Consider the following 21,655-nt stretch of genomic DNA (forward strand, 5'->3'; position numbering starts at 1 on the left):
CCGGAATGACGGAGTGACGTCATGAACTACGGTATCGCGTTCACACCGCTGGTTCCTTCGCTCGTGCTGTGGCTCGCGCTCGGCGCGATCGTCGTCATTGCCGTGCTGCTCCTGGTGTCGCGCGCGCGGGGCGCCGCGGTGCGGGTCGCGGCGCTGGCGCTGATCCTGCTGGCACTGGCCAATCCCTCCTTCACCCGCGAGGACCGCGAGCCGCTGTCCTCGGTCGCTGCCGTCGTGGTCGACAAGAGCCCGAGCCAGAATTTCGGCACGCGCAACCAGGAGACCGACAAGGCGCGGCAGGCGCTGGTCGACAGCCTGAAGCAGATCAAGGGCCTCGAGGTCCGCGTCGTCGAGGCCGGTCAGGCCGATGGCGAGACCGATGGCACAAAACTGTTCGGCGCGCTGACGTCGGCGCTGTCGGACGTTCCGGTCGAGCGCGTCGCCGGCGCCTTCATGATCACCGATGGCCGCGTGCACGACATTCCCGCCAACGCCCAGGCGCTCGGCTTCCAGGCGCCGGTGCACGCGCTGATCACCGGCCGCAAGGACGAGCGCGACCGCCGCATCGCGATCACAGCCGCGCCGCGCTTTGGCATCGTCGGCCAGACCCAGACCATCACCTTCCGGCTCGACGACCAGGGCGTCACCGGCGAGCGCGCCAAGGTCACGATCCGCCGCGACGGCGAAGTGATCAACGAGCGCACGCTGACCAGCGGCCAGACCTCGAGCGTCGACATCGACATCAAGCACGCCGGGCCCAACATCGTCGAGATCGAGGCCTCGCCGCTCGAGAACGAGCTGACGCCGGTCAACAACCGCGCCGTGGTCGCGATCGACGGCGTGCGCGACAAGCTGCGCGTGCTGCTGGTGTCCGGCGAGCCGCATTCCGGCGAACGCACCTGGCGCAACCTGTTGAAGTCCGACCCCAGCGTCGATCTCGTGCACTTCACCATTCTGCGTCCGCCGGAGAAACAGGACGGCACGCCGATCAACGAGCTGTCGCTGATCGCATTTCCGACCCGCGAGCTGTTCCAGCAAAAGATCAACGAATTCCAGCTGATCATCTTCGACCGCTACGCCCGCCAGGGCGTGCTGCCGATCGCCTATTTCGACAACATCGCGCGCTATGTCCGCTCCGGCGGCGCAGTGCTGGTGTCCGCGGGTCCCGACTACGCCTCGACCACCAGCATCTGGCGCACGCCGCTGGACTCGGTGCTGCCGGCCGAACCGGTCGGCGTGACCGAGAAGCCGTTCTACGCGCATCTGAGCGATGCCGGTAAGCGCCATCCGGTGACGCGCGGGCTGGAAGGCTCGAATGCCGAGCCGCCGCATTGGAGCCGGTTCTTCCGCACCGTCGATACCCGCAACGCGATCAATCCGCCGGTCATGACCGGCGCCGACGGCAAGCCGCTGCTGCTGCTGTCGCGCTTCGGCGAAGGCCGCGTCGCGCTGCTGCTCTCCGACCACATCTGGCTGTGGGCGCGCGGCTACGAGGGCGGCGGCCCGCATCTCGATTTGTTGCGGCGGGTGTCGCACTGGCTGATGAAGCAGCCCGACCTCGACGAAGAGGCGCTGCGCATGCAGGTGCAGGGCAAGGATCTCATGGTGGTGCGCCAGACCATGGCCGACACCGTATCGCCGGTCACGGTGACGTCGCCGAGCGGCACCACGCATGAACTGACGCTCACCGCCGGCGATCCCGGCGAGTGGCGCGCGACGCTGCCCGCCAACGAGCTCGGCCTGTGGCAGGCCACCGACGGCACGCTGAAGGCGCTGATCAATGTCGGCCCGACCAACCCGAAGGAATTCTCGGAGGTCACCTCGACCACCGACATGCTGAAGCCGCTGGCGCAGGCGACCGGCGGCGATGCACGGCGCATCGTCGACGGTTCGAGCCTCGATATGCCGCGCGTCGTGCCGGTGCGCTCCTCCTCGATCTTCCGCGGCGACGGCTGGCTCGGCGTCAAGATGCGCGACGCCAGCGTCGTCAAGGGTGTCGGCGTGCTGCCGATGTTCGCCGGCCTGGTCGGCCTGCTGCTGTTGCTCGGCGCATTCGCGGCAACATGGCTGCGCGAGGGACGCTGAGCCCGGCCGGGCTCACGTCTGCGTTGCATCAAGCACACACAGGCAATGCATCGATACGGTTTGTCTGAACGCCGGTTGACATCGCGCACGCCATCCGATGTTATAATGTAACATCGGGGCGCTGGGATGTTGATGCGCTCCCGATTGGGCGGGCGTCATCAGGCATGCAGTGGTTCCGGCGACACATCAAGACTGGCTCGCGGCTGGCGCTGTTCGCGCTCGCCGTCCAGTTCATGCTGTCGTTCGGGCATTTCCATCCGATCGCGGCTGCGCAAGCGGCGCCCGCAGTCCAGACCGGGCTGTCGCTGGTCGATCTCGCCTATATCGGGACCTCGGCGACGCCGGACCTCGCGGTCCAGGTGACCGGGACGCCACAGCCCGCCAATCCCGACAACGACCGGCATCCGGCCGACAATTGCGCGATCTGCGCCGTCATCTCGCTCGCGAGCAGCATGCTGTTCACGGCGCCGCCGGTGCTGTTGCTGCCGGAAGCCATCGAGCTTCTGTTCCGCACCACCAATGCCGAATTCGCCCATCTGAAATCGGCGCCGGCGGCCTTCCGCTCCCGCGCACCTCCCCTGTCCTGACATCGACTGATTGCTGCACGCCCTGAGCGGACGGCCGCGTCACATTTGCGGCCTGCGCCAGCGGGGCAAATCGGAATCGATCCGTCATTTCGACGGGCCTGGAACGGGACAATGACACTTCAGAAGAAACGCGCACTCCACATCGGGAGCGTGAGCTGGCTATTGCTGGGAGCGATGAGCCACAATGCGCTGGCCGACGACACGCCGACGCAACTCCCTGACATCACCGTGACGGCACCGAGCCCGATCCAACGGCACCGGACGACGCCAACGCGCACGCCGAGCCATGTTGTCCGGGCCGCGCCGAGCCGCAACCGCGAACGCGCTGCGGCCGCGCAACCGGCGGCTGCGGCACCAGCGCCGGCACCGCAGCAGGGCATGCTGCCCGTGGTTACCGATCAGTTCGCCACCGTCACCGTGATACCCAACGAGGAACTGCGGCGCTCCGGCGCCGCCACGCTCGGCGATCTCCTGTTCTCCAAGCCCGGCATCACCGGTTCGAGCTTCGCGCCGGGCGCGTCGAGCCGGCCGATCATCCGCGGCCTCGACGTCAACCGCGTCGGCATCGTCGAAAACGGTCTCGGCGGCGGCGGCGTGTCGGATCTCGGCGAGGATCATTTCGTCCCGATCGATCCGCTCTCGACCAACCAGATCGAAGTGGTGCGCGGCCCGGCCGCACTGCGCTACGGCTCGACCTCGATCGGCGGCGTCGTCAGCGCCACCAACAACCGGATTCCCGATGCGATGCCGACCTGCGCGGCGGCGCCGTTCCAGAGCTACGGATTGCCGGTGAAGGCTCCGCTGGCCGACGCCGGCGCGCCGGGTTGCCTCAATGTCGAGACCCGCACGTCGGTCAGTTCGGTCAATCGCGGCGTCGAGGGCGGCATGCTGCTGGACGCCGGCGGCAACAATGTCGCCGTGCATGCCGACGTCTATGGCCGCTCGACCAGCGACTACAGCATCCCGAGCTATCCATATCTGTTCGACCAGACCCGGCCGGTGAACGGCCGTCAGCCGAACTCCGCGACGCAGTCGGACGGCGCGTCGGTCGGCGCCTCCTATTTCTTCCAGGGCGGCTATATCGGCGCGGCGATCACCCAGAACGACTCGCTCTACCACATCCCCGGCATCGACGGCGCCGACCACCAGACCCGGATCGACGCGCACCAGACCAAGATCGCCGTCAAGGGCGAGTACCGGCCCGATACCGCGGCGATCGATGCGGTGCGGTTCTGGGTCGGCGCGACCGACTATCGCCACAACGAGCTCGGCCTCGCCGATCCGACCGACCCGTTCAGCGACGGCGTGCGGCAGACCTTCACCAACAAGGAGCAGGAAGCCCGCGTCGAGGTCCAGATGATGCCGTTCAACGCGCGCTTCGCCACGGTGACGACCGCGTTCGGCGTGCAGGCCGGACATCAGGAGCTGACCGCGCCGAGCCCGGACGATCCGACCTCGCTGTTCAACGGCCTGTGGAGCCCGAACAACAACAACCGCGTCGCGGGTTACGTGTTCAACGAGTTCAAGTTCACGGATTCGACCAAGGCGCAGATCGCCGGCCGCATTGAGCATGTCGACCTGCACGGATCGATGCCGAATTTCCCGGCGGACTATCTGCCTGACGGCGCACCGCAGAGCTCGATCGCACGCAATCCGTCCTACACGCCGGTCAGCGGCAGCATCGGGCTGCTGCAGAACCTGCCCGGCGATCTCGTCGGCAGCATCACCGCGCAATATGTCGAACGCGCGCCGAAGCCTGCGGAGCTGTTCTCGCGCGGCGCGCATGATGCGACCGCGACCTTCGACATCGGCAATCCGAACCTGACCATCGAGACCGCGAAATCGGTCGAGATCGGCCTGCGCAAGGCGACCGGACCGTTCCGCTTCGAGGCCACCGCCTACTACACCCGCTTCAGCAACTTCATCTATCGTCGCCTGACCGGGGTGATGTGCGGCGACGATTTCGACTCCTGCGGCAATGGCGATCCCAACAATGAGGCGCGGCAGGCGGTTTATTCGCAGCGTGACGCGATCTTCCGCGGCGCCGAATTCCAGAGCCAGTTCGACATCGGCCCGCTCAACGGCGGCATCTGGGGCATCGAGAACCAGTTCGACGTGGTGCGCGCCACCTTCACCGACGGCAGCAACGTGCCGCGGATTCCACCGGTGCGGCTCGGCGGCGGCTTCTACTGGCGCGACAGCAACTGGCTGACCCGCATCAATCTGGTGCACGCCTTCGCGCAGAACGACATCGCTGTCATCGGCGAGACCCCGACCGCGGGCTACAATCTCCTCAACGCGGAGATCACCTACAACACCAAGCTGAATTCGTCATGGATCGGCGCGCGCGAGATGACGCTTGGTCTGGTCGGCAACAACCTGCTCAACCAGAACATCCGCAACTCCGTCTCCTATACCAAGGACGAGGTGCTGATGCCGGGCCTCGGCATACGGGCGTTCGCCAACCTGAAGTTCTGAGCCAAGCGTATCCCTCTGCCGTTCGCGGCAGAGGGATTCTGCGATCGCGTAGCCCGGATGGAGCGCAGCGCAATCCGGGAACACTGTCCGCGGTTGCCGATCCCGGATTTCGCTTCGCTTCATCCGGGCTACGAACATGTCCGATGGACGAGCGTGTGAGCCTTGCGGCTCGCGTCGGCGATCAGTGGCCGACGACGACTTCGCTGATCTGGATCACCGGCTGCTGGTCGGTGTAGTTCGGGATGTCGCCCATGATCTCCTGGGCGTGCTTGCCCATGCCGGCCGCGAAGGCCTCAACCGAGTCACAGAAGATGTGGCACATTCCGACATAGGTTGCGGGTTGCCCCGGTGCGCCGCCGGCGAGGCCCTTGTCGACGGTGTAGTATTTGCATGCGTCGCCGAGGCGCGCCTTCACCAGCGGCATGTGCTTGTCGCGATAATAGTCGTGATCAAAGCGTGCGCCTGGATTGTTCGGATACATCACACTGACTTTGATCATGGCGCGCACTCTCCCTGTTGATATGACATGCGCCGGTCTTGTCCCGGCGCTTGCCTCAACTGTGCTTCAGTTTCCGATGGTGCGCAACCGTTCCGGCACCGCTCGCGGAGTCAGATCGCCTTGGTCCAGTCCGGCTGGATCGGCCCGGACACGCCCTCGGCCGCGCCGTCGACCAGTTCCATGACAAGCAGGCGACTGTAATCGACCGGGCCGGGCATGGTCATCCGCCCCTTCGGGACCGGCTTGAAGCCGACCCGCGCGTAGTATGGCTCATCGCCGACCAGCACGATCAGCCGGTGGCCCTTGGCGCGGGCGTCGTTGATCGCACGCTCGAGCAGCGCACGGCCGACGCCGCGGCTGCGGAACGGCGGCTCGACCGTCAACGGCCCAAGCATCAGGGCCGGCGTATCGCCAATCGTGACCGGCAGCTGGCGCACCGAGCCGACCAGCAGCGTGCCGATCCGCGCCGTGAAGGAGACATCGAGCAGATGATCGACATGCTCGCGCAGCCGGTAGGCGCTGAGCACGAAGCGGCCGGGCCCGAAGGTGCGCTCGTGCAGACGCTCGATCGCCTGGGCGTCTTTCGGGGTCTCGGGCAGGATGGTCAGGGACAATTCGGTCATTGTGGGGCGCGGGATAGCATCTGGCGCGGGCGCGGTCCATCACCGCCATGTCGCCGTCGGCGGCTTGCCCTCGAGCACCTCCGCGATCCGCAGCCGCGTGCCCGGGGTGGTCTCGTCAGGCAGATCAGCCGGATCGAAGAAGCCGCAGGCCACGATCTCGCGATTCGGCTCCGGCAGGCGGTCCTGCCGGTAGTTCCTGACGACGTAGACCGCGACATGATCGCGCGGCGAGACGTGGCTATTGTGGAAGATGCCGTGCAGCACCGGCTCGCCCTTGAGCTCGATCCGCCCCTCCTCCTCCAATTCGCGCCGCAGCGACTCGATAAAACTTTCGCCGACCTCGACCCCGCCGCCAGGCAGATACCAGCCATGGACGTAGCTGTGCTTGACTAGGAACACCCTGTTGTCGGCATCGAGCACGACGGCACGGACCCCGAGCGTCATGCTGCGGACGAGCCGCCAGTAGAAATGAAACACCCATCTGATCTGCGGCTCGTAGCGCTTGCGTAAATCGAGCAGGACCGTCACTGCACCCTCGACATCATGGTGTTTGATCCGTGCTTTGATCCTTGCGCGCCTGCGCAGCTCTTGCCAATACAGGGCAGGACGTTCGGGATAGCACGACATGACCGGCTGCCGGCCACTTTTCGCGGACAATCCGAAGGGAATCGCATGATGGCGGCGTTCCGCCTCGCGCATCTGTCGGACCCGCATCTGCCGCCGCTGCCGGCGGCGCGGCTGCGCGATCTCGCCGGCAAGCGCGCCTTCGGCTACCTGAACTGGACGCGCAACCGTCACAAATATCACCGCCGCGACGTGCTCGACGCGCTGGTGTCGGACATGCAGGCGCAGCAACCGGACCACATCGCCGTGACCGGAGACCTGGTCAATCTGGCGCTGGACGCCGAGTTCAATCCGGCCCGGCAATGGCTGGAGGGCGTGGGTCCGCCCGCCGACGTCACCGTGGTCCCCGGCAACCACGACGCCTATGTGCGCGCGACCCGGCATCGCTTCATCAGTCACTTCGGCGACTATCTGCGCGGCGACGCCGATGGCGCGGCGACGCATTTTCCGTTCGTGCGCCGCCGTGGGCCGCTGGCACTGATCGGCGTCTCCTCGGCGGTGCCGACGCCGCCGCTGATGGCCACCGGCTGGCTCGGCCATCCCCAGCTCGATGCGCTTGATGCGATCCTCGCGCAGCTGTCGCGGGAGGACGCCTTCCGCGTCCTCCTGGTGCATCACCCGCTGCACTCCGACGGCCGCGCCAAGCGCCTGACCGATTCGCATCAGCTGCTGGCGCTGCTCAGGCGCCACGGCGTCGAGCTGGTGCTGCACGGCCACGACCACATCCATTCGACGATGTGGTTCGACGGCCCGGAGCGGAAGATCCCGGCGATCGGCGTGCCGTCGGCATCGGCGCTGGCGCGCAAGCACTATCCGGCGGCGGCCTACAATTTGTTCACAATCGAGCGTGACGGCAATGGCTGGCGCTGCGAGCAGACCGTGCGCGGGCTCGGTGATCACGCCGGCATTCGCGAATTGAAGCAAGCACGACTAGCCTAATCGCCGCCTCCGCCGCCGCCGCACCCACCGCCGCAACCGCCGCCGCTGTCACCGCCGCCACCATCGCCGCCGCCGTCACCGCCATCGCCGCCACTGCTCCCGTCGCTGCCGGCATCGCCGAAACCCGCTGACGATCCGTCGATCGACGAGTCGGAGAAATCGCCGCCGCAATAGGGACTGCTGCCGCTGATGCCGCTGCGGCGCAGCGCCTCGCAGTCGGTGTGATAGATGAAGCCGTTCGCGACGCTCAGCTTGGCGTCGAGCGCGAACAGCAGCGGCAGCCGGGTCGGCCTGACCGGATCGATGTTCTCGTATTTGCAGCAGTACCACCAGACCCGCCGCAGCCCCTCATTGCTCCTGCGCCGCTCCTTCACCAGGACGACCGCGGGGGTGTGATGCAGGAAGCCGCCGAAGGCGCGGCGGCAGAACGCGTCGTATTCGCGGGTGTAGAGGATGAATTCGTGCCAGAGGTCGTCGGCCGCTTGCGAGGGCATCGAGACGTAACGCTTGCCGCTCATCAGATAGGCGAGGAAGAACTGCCGCAGGCCGCGCGAGACCAGCGCGCTGTCCTTGCGGGTGAAGCCGGGGTGACGCTTCTCGAGCCGCGCCAACAGGCCCGCCGGCCAGTGAAAGGTGCGGATGTATTCGGCACGCCGCAACGTTTGCCACTTGCCGAACAGCACGGCGCTGCCGACCACCGCGGCCGCCGCCAGGACGCCGAAAAATGCCGAGGCGGGTGTTATGACCACGATGCCCCGCCCCTTGAGCGGCTAGAAGTTTTGCAAGCTCGCATACAGCGCGAGACCGAACAGCGCGAGCGCGCCCATGACGAAGCCGAACACGAACATGCCGATCCCGCCGCGGCGCCTCGGCGGCGTCACCGGCACGGGCGGCGGCGCCGGCGGCTCGGCGACCGGAAGCGGCGTTGCCACCATCGCATGCTCGCGCTCGATCAGGCGGCGCGCGACATAATCGGTGACGGCATCGACGATCGCGGCCACGTCATGCGATTCGGCGAGCACGATGCGGCCGAACCTCGTGTCCTGCACGAAGCGGTAGATCCGCTTGTCGCGCCCCATCAGCACATGCGCGACGACGTCGATCCACAGCCGCGGCGTCTCGCCCTGGCTGATGCCGCGGTCGAACAGATCGACCTTGTCCGGCACCTGCGCGAACAGCGGATCGAGCGCATCGTTGAGGATCTCGAGCCGCGCCACCTCGGCGTCGCGCAACTCGACGACGACGCCGGTGCGATCGGCCGCCTCGATCCGCGCCCGCCGCAGCGCCTCTCGCAGCGTCGGCCGCATCTCGCGCGCCTCGCTGCCGGTGTTCTGCGGATCGGACATGCCTTGCGGTCTCGTGGTGACGGGTTTCCTGCTCATTAACCTATCAGCAACCAAGATGTCCGCAAAGGGCGTTGGTTCCCAAGCACTTAGGCCGCCACTTATCCCCAGATCAAAGGCCTGACGCTGTTCCAAAAACGGTCGACCCCACCCGGATGAACCGGATGGGGCCGCCGTCCTTGGACGTTTTCTTAGCTCTGAAATATTCTGGCGTTCAGGCCGAAACCCGCGACGGCTCCTCGACGATGGAGAAGCGCACGCCGGCCTTGTGGCGGCTCTCTTCCGAGACTTCCTTCCAGCACTCTTCGGCTTCCTTGCGGGTCTTGAACGGACCGCGGACCTGGGCCGAGCCTTCGACGAGCTTGTGGAAGTTCATCGACCCGAACTCGCCGCCGATCACCCAGAAATTGCTGCCCTTGCTCATCGTCAGTCTCCTTCAAAAAATCGGGCTGCCTTTGCCCAGCCGCCTGCACCTTGATCCCCGCAACCTGCTCGCATCGACATTCTTGACAGAGCATTGCGAACTGCGTGTCAGGAGATAAACGCGAAAACGCGAAGTTCGTACAGATGCATTGTTTTTTATTGGTGATGTCATGTAACATCTGAACTTGTAATAAATGTCGATTTGTAAATTCTGTCACAAAATAGGTCAGGAAGCCTGCCATGCCTGGCGAGTCCGGAAAGAAACTCTTCGTCGGTCCGCGCTTCCGGCGGATCCGCCAGCAATTGGGGCTGTCGCAGACCCAGATCGCCGAGGGGCTCGGCATCTCGCCCTCCTACATCAACCTGATCGAGCGCAACCAGCGCCCGGTGACGGCCCAGATCCTGCTGCGGCTGGCCGAGACCTACGATCTCGATTTGCGCGACCTCGCCACCGCCGACGAGGATCGCTTCTTCGCAGAACTCAACGAGATCTTCTCCGATCCCCTGTTCCGCCAGATCGACCTGCCGAAGCAGGAGCTGCGCGACCTCGCCGAGCTCTGCCCCGGCGTAACGCACGCGCTGCAGCGGCTCTACGCCGCCTACACCGAGGCGCGCCGCGGCGAGACTCTGGTGGCGGCGCAGATGGCCGACCGCGAAGGCTCGCAATTCGACGCCAATCCGATCGAGCGGGTGCGCGACCTGATCGAGGCCAACCGCAACTATTTTCCGGAGCTCGAGACCGCCGCGGAGACTTTGCGCGACGAGCTCAACGTGCCGACCGAAGGCCTGTTCACGGCGCTGACCACGCGCTTGCGCGAAAAACATTCGATTTTGACTCGCGTGATGCCGGTCGACGTGATGCGCGAGACGCTGCGCCGTTTCGATCGGCATCGCCGGCAGCTCTTGATCTCCGAACTGGTCGACAGCTCCGGCCGCAGCTTCCAGCTTGCGCTTCAGATCGGCTTTGTCGAGTGCGGCGCCGCGATCGACGCCATCGTCAGCCGCGCCGGCCCGCTCGACGACACCGCGCGCCGGCTCTACCGCATCACGCTCGCCAATTACTTCGCAGCCGCTGCGATGATGCCCTATCAGGCGTTTCATTCCGCAGCCGAAGCCTTGAGCTACGACGTCCACGTGCTGGCGCAGCGCTTCAACGCCGGCTTCGAGCAGGTCTGCCACCGCCTCACCACGCTGCAACGGCCGAACGCGCGCGGCGTGCCGTTCTTCCTGCTCCGCGTCGACAATGCCGGCAACGTGTCGAAGCGGTTCTCCTCGGGCACCTTCCCGTTCTCCAAGTTCGGCGGCACCTGCCCGCTCTGGAACGTGCACTCGACCTTCGACATGCCGGATCGCCTGCTCAGCCAGGTGATCGAATTGCCGGACGGCACGCGCTACTTCTCGATCGCGCAGATGGTGCGCCGGCCGGTGGCGCCCTACCCGCAGCCGCAGCCGCGCTTTGCGATCGGGCTCGGCTGCGAGATTCGTCATGCGGCAAGACTCGTCTATGCCACCGGCATGGATCTGGAAAAGGTCGAGGGCACCCCGATTGGCGTCAACTGCCGGCTTTGCGAGCGCGAGAATTGCAGCCAGCGCGCCGAGCCGCCGATCACGCGCACCCTGATCCTGGACGAGACGACGCGGCGCGTGTCCTCGTTCGCGTTCTCGAATGCGCGGGAGTTGTGAGCCAAGGATCAATCCACCGATCAATCCACCGCGGCAAAGGCCTTGCACCAGCCGTCCTTGCTGATCGCACCTTCGACTGCCTTGCAGCCATCGGGTGCGACGAACAGCGTGCACATCTCCTGCACGAGGCGCTGATCCGGCGCGGCACCTGGCCGCCGAAAACGGAGGAAGGATTCGACCGAGGACGACGTGCGCTAAAGCATGATCCGGAAAAGTGCGAAGCGGCTTTCCCTCGCGACAACGCGTTTGCGCGAATCACACACCAAACTAAAGCGCGATGACGATTCGACCCAGCGCGTGTACTCGACGCGACTAATCCGTTGACGTCGTGACCTGACCGCTGGTTCACCCAATGAAAACGGCGGGAGGAACTTTCGGTTCCGCTGCGAGTCATATTTGTGACGCGATGTGGCCTGGACCGCCAAGGGAGAGACCGAGGGAGAGATCATGTCAAAGTCCCGCCTTGGAATGGCTGCGGCCGGCGTTGCAATTGGCGTTCTGGGAGCGCTGCCGAGCGCGGCCGAGGCGGGTTTCCGCCTGCGCGTTGGCGGCCCCGTGAGTGTCGCGCGCTTCGCGATGGCCGGCGTGCTGTCGGTCGCGGGTCTCCGCCACGCACGCATGGCGGCGCGCCACAGCCGCGTCCGCATGGCTGCTCTAAGACCGCAAGATCTTCGCCCCGCCGCCGAGTCGATCGGCCCGAGTGAGCGCGCGCAGCTCACTGCCGTCGCCGCGCTGGCCGGCTGGCAGGGCGGCCGAGCTGCGCAAGGCTGGTGGCAGCACTCCGACGGTTCATACGGCTGGGTCGGTCCGCTCTTCTGGCCGTTTGCCTATAGCGATCTCTATGACTACGCGCTTCTCAATGATGGCAGCGGCTTCTGGGCCTATGGCTACGGCGATCTCTACGCCGCGATCTTCTCGCCTTACGCTGCGAGCGATCTCTCAGCGTTTGCGGCCGAGCGCCGCGCCGGGAGGCGGCATCGCAAAGCGCTCTCGGTGCAGGAATTCTGTAGCGGCGACACCGCCGAGACGACCGGCCTTCCCCTCGAGCGGATCGGCCTGGCGGTCGCGGCGAACGAGGCGCAGCGCGCAGCCTTCGACGAGCTCGCGAGCGCCTGGATTTCCGCCGGCAACACCATCCGCGCTTCCTGTCCAGCACAGACCGCAACCACCGCGCTGGAGCGATTCGCGGCCATGCAGAGCCGCGTCAACGCGATGCTGAGCGCAGTTGCGACCGTTATGCCGCCATTTCAAAAATTCTACGATCTCCTAAGTGATGAACAGAAGGCCCAGCTCAACACGCCCGAACGCGACCGCCGCGCTAACGCTGCGGCCGCGAAGCTGAAGGAGATGCAGGACGCCGCCTGCCAGGCGAGCCGTGAACCGCAAGACGAGCAACAGGCCGAAAAGCAATACCGCCAGCTCGTCGCCCAGCAATGGCCCCTCGACGACATCGTCGCCAGCCTGAAACTGAACGATACGCAACGCGCCGCGCTCGAAGTGGTGCAGGATACCACGATGGGCACCATGGAAGCCTTAAACCCATGCCCGCCAAAGGACGCGCTCACCCCGCCGGCCCGCCTTAAGGCCGCAAAGGCGCGGTTGGAAACGATGAGAGAGGCGATCATCAGCGTGAACGACGCGGTCGACGATTTCCGTTGGAACCTGAGTGACGAGCAGAAGACGCAGTTCGAGGGGCTCGGTCTGAAGAAGCGGGGGGTGTGATTTTTCCATCCCCAAGCGGCGCTGGTAGGCCAAGGCGATACTTCGCATCCCCTGTCGCATTTGCTAGTTGTCCGCTAAGAAGGGCTGGACATGCGAGCATGCGTTATAGGGGCGGGCTCTAAGTAGTTCGGTCGCGCGACCGAGACGCCGTTCAACATGAACTTTGAGGCCCGCACGTAGTCAACTGAACTTCTTTGGATGTTGCTTATTGGCCCAAGGCCGACATACGGCGATGTCGGCCTCAACGTCAGCTTCCGAGATCAAAGCGGACGCGAAGAATTCATGAGTACACGCCCTGATCTCATCGCGCCTTAGCGCGTACTGCGCTCGTCTTGCTGAAGCGGAGGCCGAGCGAGGCGGCGGACGTCATGCGACGGCACAACCGGCCGGGGCTGTGGCCGGCATGCACGTAGCCAGGACATCCGCCTGAGCTAGTGCCCATCCGTTGACGCCCCGGATCAGCGGCGCGCAACGGCCCTCGCCTCCGCGCGGGACGCCAGCAAGCGCCGCCGCGCGAGAGTGACACCGGCCATCAGATCAATCTGCGCCGTTTTGGATCGCTCGGCCTGCTAACCGCCGGGCGGCGTGTAGGCGGCCTTGAGCTTGGTCGCGTGCTGACGCACCACCTTGATCTCGTCCTGGGTAAAGAGCCGGATCAGCCTCACATTCTGCATGGCGCCGGCCGCCACCACCACGCCGCTGACCGCAGGCGCGAAGCTCGGATCCGGCACGTCGAAGATCACCATCACGCCGGGGCCATCGGTCGCCGTGCTGTACATCGAAATCAGTTTCCCGCCGGCGGCCTCAATCAACTTCTTCGCGGCCTCGTATCGATTGGTCGTCGGGTTTTCCATGATGTTGTTCAGGGAACGCGGGGTGTATTCACCAGAGAAGCAGAAATGCATGGCAATCGCTCCGTTTGGTTGGAATGAAAAAAACATTCACCCAGGCGCGCGGCCCGGGCAGAGCATTTCGTACTGAAAAATGAGAAGAAATGGCCTGCCGATGGCCAGTCGCGCTGCCGCTCATTCTCCGGATTTCGGCGCAACCGGTGGCAGCTCGCCGCGCAATCTACATCAGACCCGCGGCAAATAAAATCGCGTTTCTGCTCTGCGACAGAATCTCTTCCTTAGTCGATGCAGCGTCGAGGGGCAGCGTGCCTGACCTGACCGACGAGCGGTCCCGATCCATCCGCGTCCGCCAAGCGCCTGCCAGGCGGTTGCGGCACAACGCCTTGCAAACAAGGGCGATCTGCCTCAGTGTCCGGCGCCCGCTATCAAGAACAAGCGAAAGAAAACTCATGAAGCATCGCGCGCTCGGCCGCTCCGGCCTCACTGTCCCTCCCCTGTGCTTCGGCTGCAATGTATTCGGCTGGACCGTGGACGAGACGTCGTCGTTTCGACTGCTCGACACCGTGCTCGATCAGGGGCTGACATTCCTGGATACGGCGGATGTCTATTCGCGCTGGGTGCCGGGCCACAGCGGCGGCGAATCCGAGACGATCATCGGCAAATGGATGAAGGCGCGCGGCAACCGCAACCGCGTCATCCTCGCCACCAAGGTCGGCATGGACATGGGCGGCGGCAATGTCGGGCTGAAGCCGGACTACATCGCGCGCGCCGTCGAGGACTCGCTGCGCCGGCTGCAGACCGATTTCATCGACCTCTACCAGTCCCACAAGGACGATGAGACGACACCGCAGGAAGAGACGCTCGCGGCCTACGACAAGCTGATCAAGGCCGGCAAGGTCAGGGCCATCGGCGCCTCGAACTTCTCGGCGGAGCGACTCCAGAGCGCGCTCGACATTGCCAAGGCGAACGGCCTGCCGCGCTACGAGAGCATGCAGCCCGAATACAGCCTCGCGGAGCGCTCAAGCTACGAAGGCGCGCTGCAACGCGTCTGCGAGGCGAACGACGTCGGCGTGATCACGTTCTTCTCGCTCGCCGCAGGATTCTTGACCGGCAAATATCGCTCGGAGAGCGACTTCGCCAAGAGCCCCCGCGGTGCACGCAGCATTCCAAAATACATGAACCCGCGCGGCATGCGCATCCTGGCCGGTCTTGACGAGGTCGCCGCGGAAACCCGCGCCGAGCCGGCCGCGGTCGCGCTCGCCTGGCTGATGGCAAAACCCTCCGTCACCGCGCCGATTGCCAGCGCTACCAGGCCCGAGCAGGTCGCAACGCTGGTCGCGGCGACCGAACTTGAGCTGAGCAAGGATCAGGTCGAACGGCTGGACGCCGCGAGCGCGTAGCAGCTGCCTTCACTTCACCTCGCCCCGCGTGCGGGGAGAGGTCGGAACGCATCGCTAGATGCGTTCCGGGTGAGGGGGAGCTTCCGCGAATGCAGCTATCGCCGTATTTGCGGAGACAGCGCCTCACCCCAACCCTCTCCCCGTAAGAACGGGGCAAGGGAGCACACCGCCTTCGCGGCTACGGCTTGGTCTCACCCTATCCCCACGGGCCGCGCTGGCCGGATCCGCCCCACGGGCTGCGCGGCGGATAGCTTCCACCGGCCGGGCGCGGCGCGGTCTGGGTGCCGAGCTCGGCGGCGAGCTGCTGCAGCGCGGCGATGCGGTTCGCGGTCGAGGGGTGGGTCGCGAACAGGTTGTCGACGCCGTGGCCCGACAGCGGGTTGATGATGAACATGTGCGCGGTGGCCGGATTGCGCTCGGCCTCCATGTTCGGCACCTGGTGCGCGGCGTTCTCGATCTTCGCGAGCGCCGAGGCAAGCCACATCGGCTGGCCGACGATGCGCGCGCCATAATTGTCGGCGGCGTATTCGCGGGTGCGGCTGATCGCCATCTGCACCAGCATGGCGCCGAGCGGCGCCAGGATCATCATCGCGATCGATCCGACGATGCCGGGGCCGTTGTTGTTGCGGTTGCCGCCGAAGAACATGCCGAACTGCGCCAGCATCGAGATCGCGCCGGCGATCGTCGCCGTGATCGTCATGGTGAGCGTGTCGTGATGCTTGATATGCGCAAGCTCATGCGCGATCACGCCGGCAAGCTCCTCGCGGCTGAGCTGCTGCATCAGGCCCGTGGTGACGGCGACCGCCGCATTCTCCGGATTGCGGCCGGTCGCGAACGCATTGGGCTGCGCTTCGTCCATCAGGAACACGCGCGGCATCGGGAGAGCGGCGCGCTGTGCCAACTCGGCGACGAGATTGTAGAGTTCGGGCGCCGAGCCCGCATCGACCTGATGGGCGCCGTACATCGACAGCACCATGCGATCGGAATTCCAGTAGGTGAACAGATTTGTCGCAGCCGCGACCATCAGCGCGATCACGGCGCCGGTGCCGCCGCCGATCAGATAGCCGACCCCCATGAACAGTGCGGTGAGGCCGGCAAGCAGGAGCGCGGTGCGGAAATAGTTCATCGTTGTTCCCTCACGGCAAGCGGAATGCTGCCACAACTGACGCCGCTGAGGTAGGGATTTTGCCGCTGAAGCCGCAAGGGGAACCAGTGCGTCGCAGCGACGCGGCGGGGGTTAACAATCGGTTATCTGCCGCGGCGATCGGTAGCCCGCATGAGCGAAGCGATATACGGGTAAGACCAGTCCCGCATGTCGCTTCATGCGGGCTACGATCCTTTGCTACGCCGCCGGCTCCTGCGCGATCACCGCCCCCTCCTCGCGCAGCGCGACGCGCAACATGCGGGCGAGCTCGGCGCGGCTGTAGGGCTTTGCCAGGAACAGGATGCCCTGCTCGAGCTTGCCGTCCTGGTCGATGGCGTCATTGGTATAGCCCGACGTGAAGAGGACGCGCAGGCCCGGGCGGCGCTTCCGCGCCTCGGTGGCGAGGTCGCGTCCGTTCATCGCGCCCGGCATGATGACGTCGGTGAACAACAGATCGATCGGCGCGCCGCTGTCGAGCACGGCAAGGGCTTCGCGGCCATTATTGGCCGACAGCGTGGTGTAGCCGAGGCTCTCGATCTGGGTCAGCACATAGGAGCGCACCAGTCTGTCGTCCTCGACGACGAGCACGATTTCCCGCGCGCCGCGCGCGTCCGGCTGCCGCTGTTCGGGCACTGCTGCCGCTGAGACCACTGCCGCGCGCGGCAGATAGAGCATCACCCTGGTGCCGCGACCGATCTCGCTGTCGAGCACGACGTGGCCGTTGGATTGCTTGACGAAGCCGTAGACCATGCTGAGGCCGAGCCCGGTGCCCTTGCCGACGTCCTTGGTGGTGAAGAACGGCTCGAACACCTTGGCCAGATCGGCTTCCGCAATGCCGCGGCCGTTGTCGGTCAGCGCGATCGCGACATAGTCGCCGGCGGCAAGCCCGTCATGGCCGTTCACGTCCGATGGCTTGAGCTCGGCGGTGCGGGTCTCGATCGTCAGCCGGCCGCCCTTCGGCATCGCGTCGCGCGCGTTGAGCGCAAGGTTGATGATCGCGGTGACGAGCTGGTTGCCATCGACCAGTGCGCGCGGCAGATCGGGTGCGGAGCGAAAATCGATGTCGACATGGTCGCCGATGGTCGGCCGCAGCAGCTCGATGGTATCGACCATCAACGCGTTGACGTCGACGTCGCTCGGCTGCAGCGGCTGCTTGCGCGCGAAGGCGAGCAGATGCCGCGTCAGCGATGCGCCGCGCTCGGCGGCGTCGCGGATCAGCGCGGTGATCTCGGTGAGCTGGCGGTTGTGGGTGACCGCCTCGGCCAGGATGTCGATCGTGCCGGTGATGACGGTGAGGATGTTGTTGAAGTCGTGCGCAATGCCGCCGGTGAGCTGGCCGACCGCTTCCATCTTCTGCGCCTGACGGATCTTGCTCTCATTGGCCTCGGCCTCGCGGAAACGCTCGAGCAGGAATTCCGAGCGCTGGCGCTGCCGTCCCTCCTCGGCGAGCGCGACATGGGCGTCACGCAACTGCTCTTCGGTCGGAATCGCGAGGATCCGCGGGATCAGCGGCCAGAGCAGCACCGCGGTGAAGATCGAGGCGACAGCGGTCAGCGCCTTGAGCAGGCCTTCGAGACCGTAGATCGGCACCCACAGCGTGTAGATCGAGAACACATGGGTCAGGCCGCAGGCGAGGATGAACGCGGCGAACGGCCAGGCCATCCAGCCGAACTGGAAATCGCGCCGCTTGGAGACGAGGATCGCCAGCGCGAACGGGATCGAGAAATACGAAGCGGCAATGATCGCGTCTGAAATCACGTGGAGCCAGATCAGCTCCGGCTCCCACAGCAGGCAGATGCCGTGCGGCGAAAACGTCGACGAATCCAAAAGACGCTCGAGAAAACTCCACATGGGTCCCTCCGGGCGTGATCGATCCGCCGACACCCCTGCGCGCGAATCACCGGCCGATCATAGCGGCCGCGGCTCAACCTACCTCAGCCCAATTGGTCTAACGGCGCTACCCCCGTTGTTGCCCGGTGTCGCCCTGGTGTATGCAGATTGGGCTTCAATTCCCCTTTTCCAGCCGGTGACATCGATGCCAGCCTCTCCCCTCCGCGCCCCGATCATGATCGCAGCGATCGCGGGGGCGCTGGCGCTCTCCACCCTCGCCTCGGCGCAGCAGCCGTTGCCCAGCCCCTTGAATCCCACGCCGGTCAGGCCGCGCCCGGCCGCCGTCGCCTCGCCGAGGGCTGCGTCCTGCCACAACGGGCAGAACTTCGATCGCTTCCTCGCCGAGCTGAAGCAGAAGGCGGTCGCCGCCGGCGTCTCGCAGCGCACGATCGCGGAGGCCGCGCCCTACCTGATCTACGACCAGGGCATCGTCAACCGCGACCGCGGCCAGCGCGTGTTCGGGCAGATCTTCACCCAGTTCGCCGGCCGCATGGCCGCGAACTATCGCATGCAGCAGGGCCAGCAATACATCCGGACCTATGCCGCCGCATTCACGCGCGCCGAGAAGGAGTATGGCGTGCCGCCGGCGGTGATCGCCGCGTTCTGGGGACTGGAGAGCGATTTCGGCGTCCAGATGGGCAATTTGCCGACGCTGAAATCGCTGGTGTCGCTGGCCTATGATTGCCGCCGCTCCGAGATGTTCCAGGGCGAGACCATCGCCGCACTGAAGATCATCGAGCGCGGCGACCTGACGCCCGACGAGATGATCGGCTCATGGGCCGGCGAGCTCGGCCAGACGCAATTCTTGCCGACGCATTATTTCAACTACGCGGTCGACTATGACGGCGACGGCCACCGCAATCTCCTGCAAAGCGGCCCCGACGTGATCGGCTCGACCGCGAACTACATCGCCACCGGATTGAAGTGGCGGCGCGGCGAGCCGTGGCTGCAGGAGGTGCGCGTGCCGCAGGCCGCGAATTTCCCGTGGGACCAGGCCGACCTCACCATCAAGCTGCCGCGCTCGAAATGGGTGGCGCTCGGCGTCAGCTTGACCGACGGCAAGCCGTTGCCGAATGACGAGATGCCGGCCTCGCTGCTGCTGCCGATGGGCCGGATGGGTCCGGCGTTCCTCGCCTATGCGAATTTCGCCGCCTACACCGAGTGGAACAACTCGCTGATCTATTCGACCACCGCCGGCTATCTCGCCGGCCGCGTCGCGGGCGCACCGCCGATGCAGCGGCCGCACGGTCCGGTCGCGCAATTGCCGTTCAATGAGATCAAGGAGCTGCAGGGACTGCTCGCGCGCGCCGGCTACGACGTCGGCAAGATCGACGGCGTGCTCGGACAGGCAAGCCGCAGTGCGGTGAAGGCGATGCAGATGAAATACGGCCTGCCGGCGGATTCCTGGCCGACCGCGGAGCTCCTGGCGCGGATGCGCGGCGGGCCCCGCACCCAGCCGGCCGCCGATGCCGCGGCACCGGGGATGCGGTAGAGCGAACGCCCATTTTCCGTAGCCCGGATGCAGCGCAGCGAAATCCGGGACAAGCCCCGATGCGCCTCCCCGGATTGCGCTGCGCTGCATCCGGGCTACGCAGACTCTGGCGATCCGTCATCCTGACGTGCGAGCGGAGCGAGCCTCGAAGGATGAATCGGCCACACTGGGGCCGTGCATCCTTCGAGACGCGCTTCGCGCTCCTCAGGATGACGGGATCAAGAATGCCGCCCGCGGGAAATATTTGACCAAGTGTTACAGCCGCCCGCAGTTGTATTCTTCCCCTTGCCGCCCCACTTGCAGCATCGCCGTTCGGTAACATCCGGATTTCATCAGAACAGGGAGCATCACATGTCCTTTCATGACGCCGTCGTCCCCGCCTACCTGCAGATCCTCAACAGCCTCACCGGCGAGCTGACCAAGGCCGAGGCGCATTGCGAGGCCAAGAAGATCGCGCCCGAGGTGCTGCTGGGATCGCGGCTCTATCCCGATATGCTGCCGCTGACCAAGCAGGTGCAGCTGGTCTGCGATCACGCCGCACGGGGCTGCGCGCGGCTGACCCATAGCGACGTGCCGTCGACGCCCGACACCGAGAAGAGCATCGGTGAGCTGAAGCAGCGGCTCGCCAAGACGATCGACTATGTGAAGTCGTTCAAGCCGGAGCAGTTCAACGGCGCCGACGCCAGGGACGTCACCTTCCCGATCGGCCCCGATCGCACGATGACCCTGAAGGGCCAGCAATTCCTCAGCGCGTTCTCGTTCCCGAACTTCTATTTCCACGCCGTGACCGCGCACGACATCCTGCGCCACAACGGCGTCGAGATCGGCAAGCGCGATTTCCTCGGCGTCAGCTGACGCGCTTCGGCGATCCATATTCCCCGCGACGGGATTTTCGCTTCACGCCCTCGCCCGTGCTACTGCTCCCTGACAACAACAAGACGTCAGGGAGCACGCCATGTCGACCACAACCCACGCACCGAAAGCCATCGATCCGTCCGCTTCGCTGCATGCCGAAGCGCTCGGACTGGCGAAGAACCACGGCCGCCTCGCCGGGCGGCGCGTCATCGTGGTCGGCGCGGGACAGCGCACAACCGTGGATGAAGCGCCGCCGATCGGCAACGGCCGCGCCATGAGCGTGCTGTTCGCGCGCGAGGGCGCGTCGGTCGCCTGCCTCGACGTCAACAAGGACGCCGCCGACGACACCGTCGCGCAGATCACAGGCGAAGGCGGCAAGGCCTTCACCGACGTGGTCGATGTCGCCGACGTCGCGGCGATCGCGCCCGCGGTGGAACGCTGCGCGCAACGGCTCGGCGGGCTCGACGGGCTGGCGCTCAATGTCGGCATCTCCTCCGGCCTGTCGCTGCCCAAGATGACGGCCGAAGCCTGGGACCGCGACTATGCCGTCAATGTGCGCAGCCACATGCTGTTCGCGCAGAAGGCGCTGGAGGTGATGGCGCCGGGCGGCGCGATCACCCTGATCTCCTCAATGGCGAGCCAGCGCGCCGGCGGCCGCAACCCGGCCTATGAATCCTCCAAGGCGGCGCAGATCGCGCTGGGGCGGGCGATCGCGCGGGCCGGCGAGGACAAGGGCATTCGCTGCAATGTGATCGCGCCCGGCTTCATGGACACGCCGATGGGGCGCGACGCCAGCCGCAGGCGATCGGACCGCGCCGTGACAGTGCCTTTCGGCCGCCAGGGCACCGGCTGGGAGGTCGCCTATACTGCGCTGTTCCTGATTTCGAATGAATCCTCCTACGTGAACGCGCACACCTTGTTCCTCGATGCCGGCCACATGGGCGGAATTGTGCGCGGCTAGTCTGCGGAGCGCGAATGCCTCGGGCATTGCGCTCGTCGCGGCAATGCACAATTCTC

The 21,655-nt window shown here is 65.7% G+C and carries 19 protein-coding genes; 10 read left to right on the top strand and 9 right to left on the bottom strand.

Annotated features, from left to right (window positions below):
* Window positions 1-21 precede the first annotated feature (21 nt).
* The 3 genes from I6F38_RS00155 to I6F38_RS00165 all read left to right on the top strand — a co-directional run bounded on the left by I6F38_RS00155 (window position 22) and on the right by I6F38_RS00165 (window position 5,150).
* A complete protein-coding gene (locus I6F38_RS00155; RefSeq protein WP_225158575.1) occupies window positions 22-2,085 on the top strand; it encodes a hypothetical protein in 2,064 nt (687 codons plus the stop codon).
* Between the two features lie 164 nt (window positions 2,086-2,249).
* Complete coding sequence (locus I6F38_RS00160; protein ID WP_225158576.1) at window positions 2,250-2,672, top strand: DUF2946 family protein; 423 nt, start codon at window positions 2,250-2,252, stop codon at window positions 2,670-2,672.
* Window positions 2,673-2,783: 111 nt separating this feature from the next.
* Window positions 2,784-5,150 (top strand): TonB-dependent receptor, encoded by a 2,367-nt coding sequence (locus tag I6F38_RS00165; RefSeq protein ID WP_225158577.1) that lies wholly within the window; start codon window positions 2,784-2,786, stop codon window positions 5,148-5,150.
* Between the two features lie 181 nt (window positions 5,151-5,331).
* Here I6F38_RS00165 and I6F38_RS00170 read toward each other — a convergent pair whose 3' ends face one another.
* The 3 genes from I6F38_RS00170 to I6F38_RS00180 all read right to left on the bottom strand — a co-directional run bounded on the left by I6F38_RS00170 (window position 5,332) and on the right by I6F38_RS00180 (window position 6,800).
* Window positions 5,332-5,649, bottom strand: coding sequence for an EthD family reductase (locus I6F38_RS00170; protein WP_225158578.1), 318 nt, complete (start codon window positions 5,647-5,649; stop codon window positions 5,332-5,334).
* Between the two features lie 110 nt (window positions 5,650-5,759).
* Window positions 5,760-6,272: an N-acetyltransferase gene (locus I6F38_RS00175; RefSeq protein ID WP_225158579.1), complete on the bottom strand. Its 513-nt coding sequence runs from the start codon at window positions 6,270-6,272 to the stop codon at window positions 5,760-5,762.
* Window positions 6,273-6,311: 39 nt separating this feature from the next.
* Window positions 6,312-6,800 carry an NUDIX domain-containing protein gene (locus I6F38_RS00180; RefSeq protein ID WP_016839736.1) on the bottom strand — a complete coding sequence of 163 codons (489 nt, stop codon included), beginning with the start codon at window positions 6,798-6,800 and terminating at the stop codon, window positions 6,312-6,314.
* A gap of 147 nt (window positions 6,801-6,947) precedes the next feature.
* Here I6F38_RS00180 and I6F38_RS00185 point away from each other — a divergent pair, with 147 nt between their 5' ends.
* On the top strand, window positions 6,948-7,835 hold the full coding sequence (locus I6F38_RS00185; RefSeq protein WP_225158825.1) for a metallophosphoesterase: 888 nt from the start codon (window positions 6,948-6,950) through the stop codon (window positions 7,833-7,835).
* On the opposite strand, the gene I6F38_RS00190 is transcribed toward I6F38_RS00185, so the two are convergent.
* The 3 genes from I6F38_RS00190 to I6F38_RS00200 all read right to left on the bottom strand — a co-directional run bounded on the left by I6F38_RS00190 (window position 7,832) and on the right by I6F38_RS00200 (window position 9,602).
* Window positions 7,832-8,584, bottom strand: a complete 753-nt coding sequence (locus I6F38_RS00190) for a hypothetical protein (protein WP_225158580.1) — start codon at window positions 8,582-8,584, stop codon at window positions 7,832-7,834. The two genes, I6F38_RS00185 and I6F38_RS00190, sit on opposite strands and share 4 nt — an antisense overlap.
* A 21-nt stretch (window positions 8,585-8,605) precedes the next feature.
* Window positions 8,606-9,181: a hypothetical protein gene (locus tag I6F38_RS00195; RefSeq protein WP_076826141.1), complete on the bottom strand. Its 576-nt coding sequence runs from the start codon at window positions 9,179-9,181 to the stop codon at window positions 8,606-8,608.
* A gap of 211 nt (window positions 9,182-9,392) precedes the next feature.
* Entirely contained in the window at window positions 9,393-9,602 is a 210-nt protein-coding gene (locus tag I6F38_RS00200; protein ID WP_016839740.1) for a hypothetical protein, read from the bottom strand.
* A gap of 239 nt (window positions 9,603-9,841) precedes the next feature.
* Here I6F38_RS00200 and I6F38_RS00205 point away from each other — a divergent pair, with 239 nt between their 5' ends.
* Window positions 9,842-11,284, top strand: coding sequence for a short-chain fatty acyl-CoA regulator family protein (locus I6F38_RS00205; RefSeq protein WP_225158581.1), 1,443 nt, complete (start codon window positions 9,842-9,844; stop codon window positions 11,282-11,284).
* Window positions 11,285-11,752: 468 nt separating this feature from the next.
* Window positions 11,753-13,006, top strand: a complete 1,254-nt coding sequence (locus I6F38_RS00210) for a Spy/CpxP family protein refolding chaperone (protein ID WP_225158826.1) — start codon at window positions 11,753-11,755, stop codon at window positions 13,004-13,006.
* Window positions 13,007-13,575: 569 nt separating this feature from the next.
* On the opposite strand, the gene I6F38_RS00215 is transcribed toward I6F38_RS00210, so the two are convergent.
* The gene (locus tag I6F38_RS00215) at window positions 13,576-13,911 is read right to left on the bottom strand and encodes a GYD domain-containing protein (RefSeq protein WP_028338617.1); all 336 of its coding nucleotides are present in this window, start codon (window positions 13,909-13,911) and stop codon (window positions 13,576-13,578) included.
* 395 nt (window positions 13,912-14,306) lie between these two features.
* Here I6F38_RS00215 and I6F38_RS00220 point away from each other — a divergent pair, with 395 nt between their 5' ends.
* Window positions 14,307-15,257, top strand: a complete 951-nt coding sequence (locus I6F38_RS00220) for an aldo/keto reductase (protein WP_225158582.1) — start codon at window positions 14,307-14,309, stop codon at window positions 15,255-15,257.
* A 196-nt stretch (window positions 15,258-15,453) separates the two neighbouring features.
* Here I6F38_RS00220 and htpX read toward each other — a convergent pair whose 3' ends face one another.
* Both htpX and I6F38_RS00230 read right to left on the bottom strand, forming a co-directional pair.
* Window positions 15,454-16,383 (bottom strand): zinc metalloprotease HtpX, encoded by a 930-nt coding sequence (htpX, locus tag I6F38_RS00225; RefSeq protein ID WP_141340519.1) that lies wholly within the window; start codon window positions 16,381-16,383, stop codon window positions 15,454-15,456.
* 216 nt (window positions 16,384-16,599) lie between these two features.
* Window positions 16,600-18,252 (bottom strand): ATP-binding protein, encoded by a 1,653-nt coding sequence (locus I6F38_RS00230; protein ID WP_225158583.1) that lies wholly within the window; start codon window positions 18,250-18,252, stop codon window positions 16,600-16,602.
* A gap of 184 nt (window positions 18,253-18,436) precedes the next feature.
* On the opposite strand from I6F38_RS00230, the gene I6F38_RS00235 reads away from it, so the two are divergent.
* From I6F38_RS00235 to I6F38_RS00245, 3 genes are all read left to right on the top strand, one after another.
* A complete protein-coding gene (locus I6F38_RS00235; protein ID WP_225158584.1) occupies window positions 18,437-19,783 on the top strand; it encodes a lytic murein transglycosylase in 1,347 nt (448 codons plus the stop codon).
* A gap of 351 nt (window positions 19,784-20,134) precedes the next feature.
* On the top strand, window positions 20,135-20,638 hold the full coding sequence (locus I6F38_RS00240; RefSeq protein ID WP_225158585.1) for a DUF1993 domain-containing protein: 504 nt from the start codon (window positions 20,135-20,137) through the stop codon (window positions 20,636-20,638).
* 100 nt (window positions 20,639-20,738) lie between these two features.
* Window positions 20,739-21,599 carry an SDR family oxidoreductase gene (locus tag I6F38_RS00245; protein ID WP_225158586.1) on the top strand — a complete coding sequence of 287 codons (861 nt, stop codon included), beginning with the start codon at window positions 20,739-20,741 and terminating at the stop codon, window positions 21,597-21,599.
* Window positions 21,600-21,655: the final 56 nt, after the last annotated feature.

It is taken from the genome of Bradyrhizobium sp. BRP56 (assembly GCF_020194035.1).
In the GTDB taxonomy this organism is placed as follows: Bacteria; Pseudomonadota; Alphaproteobacteria; order Rhizobiales; family Xanthobacteraceae; genus Bradyrhizobium; species Bradyrhizobium australafricanum.

Excerpts from the sequence above, each read along its gene's own strand:
- I6F38_RS00155 (WP_225158575.1), top strand. The coding sequence starts at position 22 with ATGAACTACGGTATCGCGTTCACACCGCTGGTTCCTTCGCTCGTGCTG.
- I6F38_RS00160 (WP_225158576.1), top strand. The coding sequence starts at position 2,250 with ATGCAGTGGTTCCGGCGACACATCAAGACTGGCTCGCGGCTGGCGCTG.
- I6F38_RS00165 (WP_225158577.1), top strand. The coding sequence starts at position 2,784 with ATGACACTTCAGAAGAAACGCGCACTCCACATCGGGAGCGTGAGCTGG.
- I6F38_RS00170 (WP_225158578.1), bottom strand. The coding sequence starts at position 5,649 with ATGATCAAAGTCAGTGTGATGTATCCGAACAATCCAGGCGCACGCTTT.
- I6F38_RS00175 (WP_225158579.1), bottom strand. The coding sequence starts at position 6,272 with ATGACCGAATTGTCCCTGACCATCCTGCCCGAGACCCCGAAAGACGCC.
- I6F38_RS00185 (WP_225158825.1), top strand. The coding sequence starts at position 6,948 with ATGGCGGCGTTCCGCCTCGCGCATCTGTCGGACCCGCATCTGCCGCCG.
- I6F38_RS00195 (WP_076826141.1), bottom strand. The coding sequence starts at position 9,181 with ATGTCCGATCCGCAGAACACCGGCAGCGAGGCGCGCGAGATGCGGCCG.
- I6F38_RS00200 (WP_016839740.1), bottom strand. The coding sequence starts at position 9,602 with ATGAGCAAGGGCAGCAATTTCTGGGTGATCGGCGGCGAGTTCGGGTCG.
- I6F38_RS00205 (WP_225158581.1), top strand. The coding sequence starts at position 9,842 with ATGCCTGGCGAGTCCGGAAAGAAACTCTTCGTCGGTCCGCGCTTCCGG.
- I6F38_RS00210 (WP_225158826.1), top strand. The coding sequence starts at position 11,753 with ATGGCTGCGGCCGGCGTTGCAATTGGCGTTCTGGGAGCGCTGCCGAGC.
- I6F38_RS00215 (WP_028338617.1), bottom strand. The coding sequence starts at position 13,911 with ATGCATTTCTGCTTCTCTGGTGAATACACCCCGCGTTCCCTGAACAAC.
- I6F38_RS00220 (WP_225158582.1), top strand. The coding sequence starts at position 14,307 with ATGAAGCATCGCGCGCTCGGCCGCTCCGGCCTCACTGTCCCTCCCCTG.
- htpX (WP_141340519.1), bottom strand. The coding sequence starts at position 16,383 with ATGAACTATTTCCGCACCGCGCTCCTGCTTGCCGGCCTCACCGCACTG.
- I6F38_RS00230 (WP_225158583.1), bottom strand. The coding sequence starts at position 18,252 with ATGTGGAGTTTTCTCGAGCGTCTTTTGGATTCGTCGACGTTTTCGCCG.
- I6F38_RS00235 (WP_225158584.1), top strand. The coding sequence starts at position 18,437 with ATGCCAGCCTCTCCCCTCCGCGCCCCGATCATGATCGCAGCGATCGCG.
- I6F38_RS00240 (WP_225158585.1), top strand. The coding sequence starts at position 20,135 with ATGTCCTTTCATGACGCCGTCGTCCCCGCCTACCTGCAGATCCTCAAC.
- I6F38_RS00245 (WP_225158586.1), top strand. The coding sequence starts at position 20,739 with ATGTCGACCACAACCCACGCACCGAAAGCCATCGATCCGTCCGCTTCG.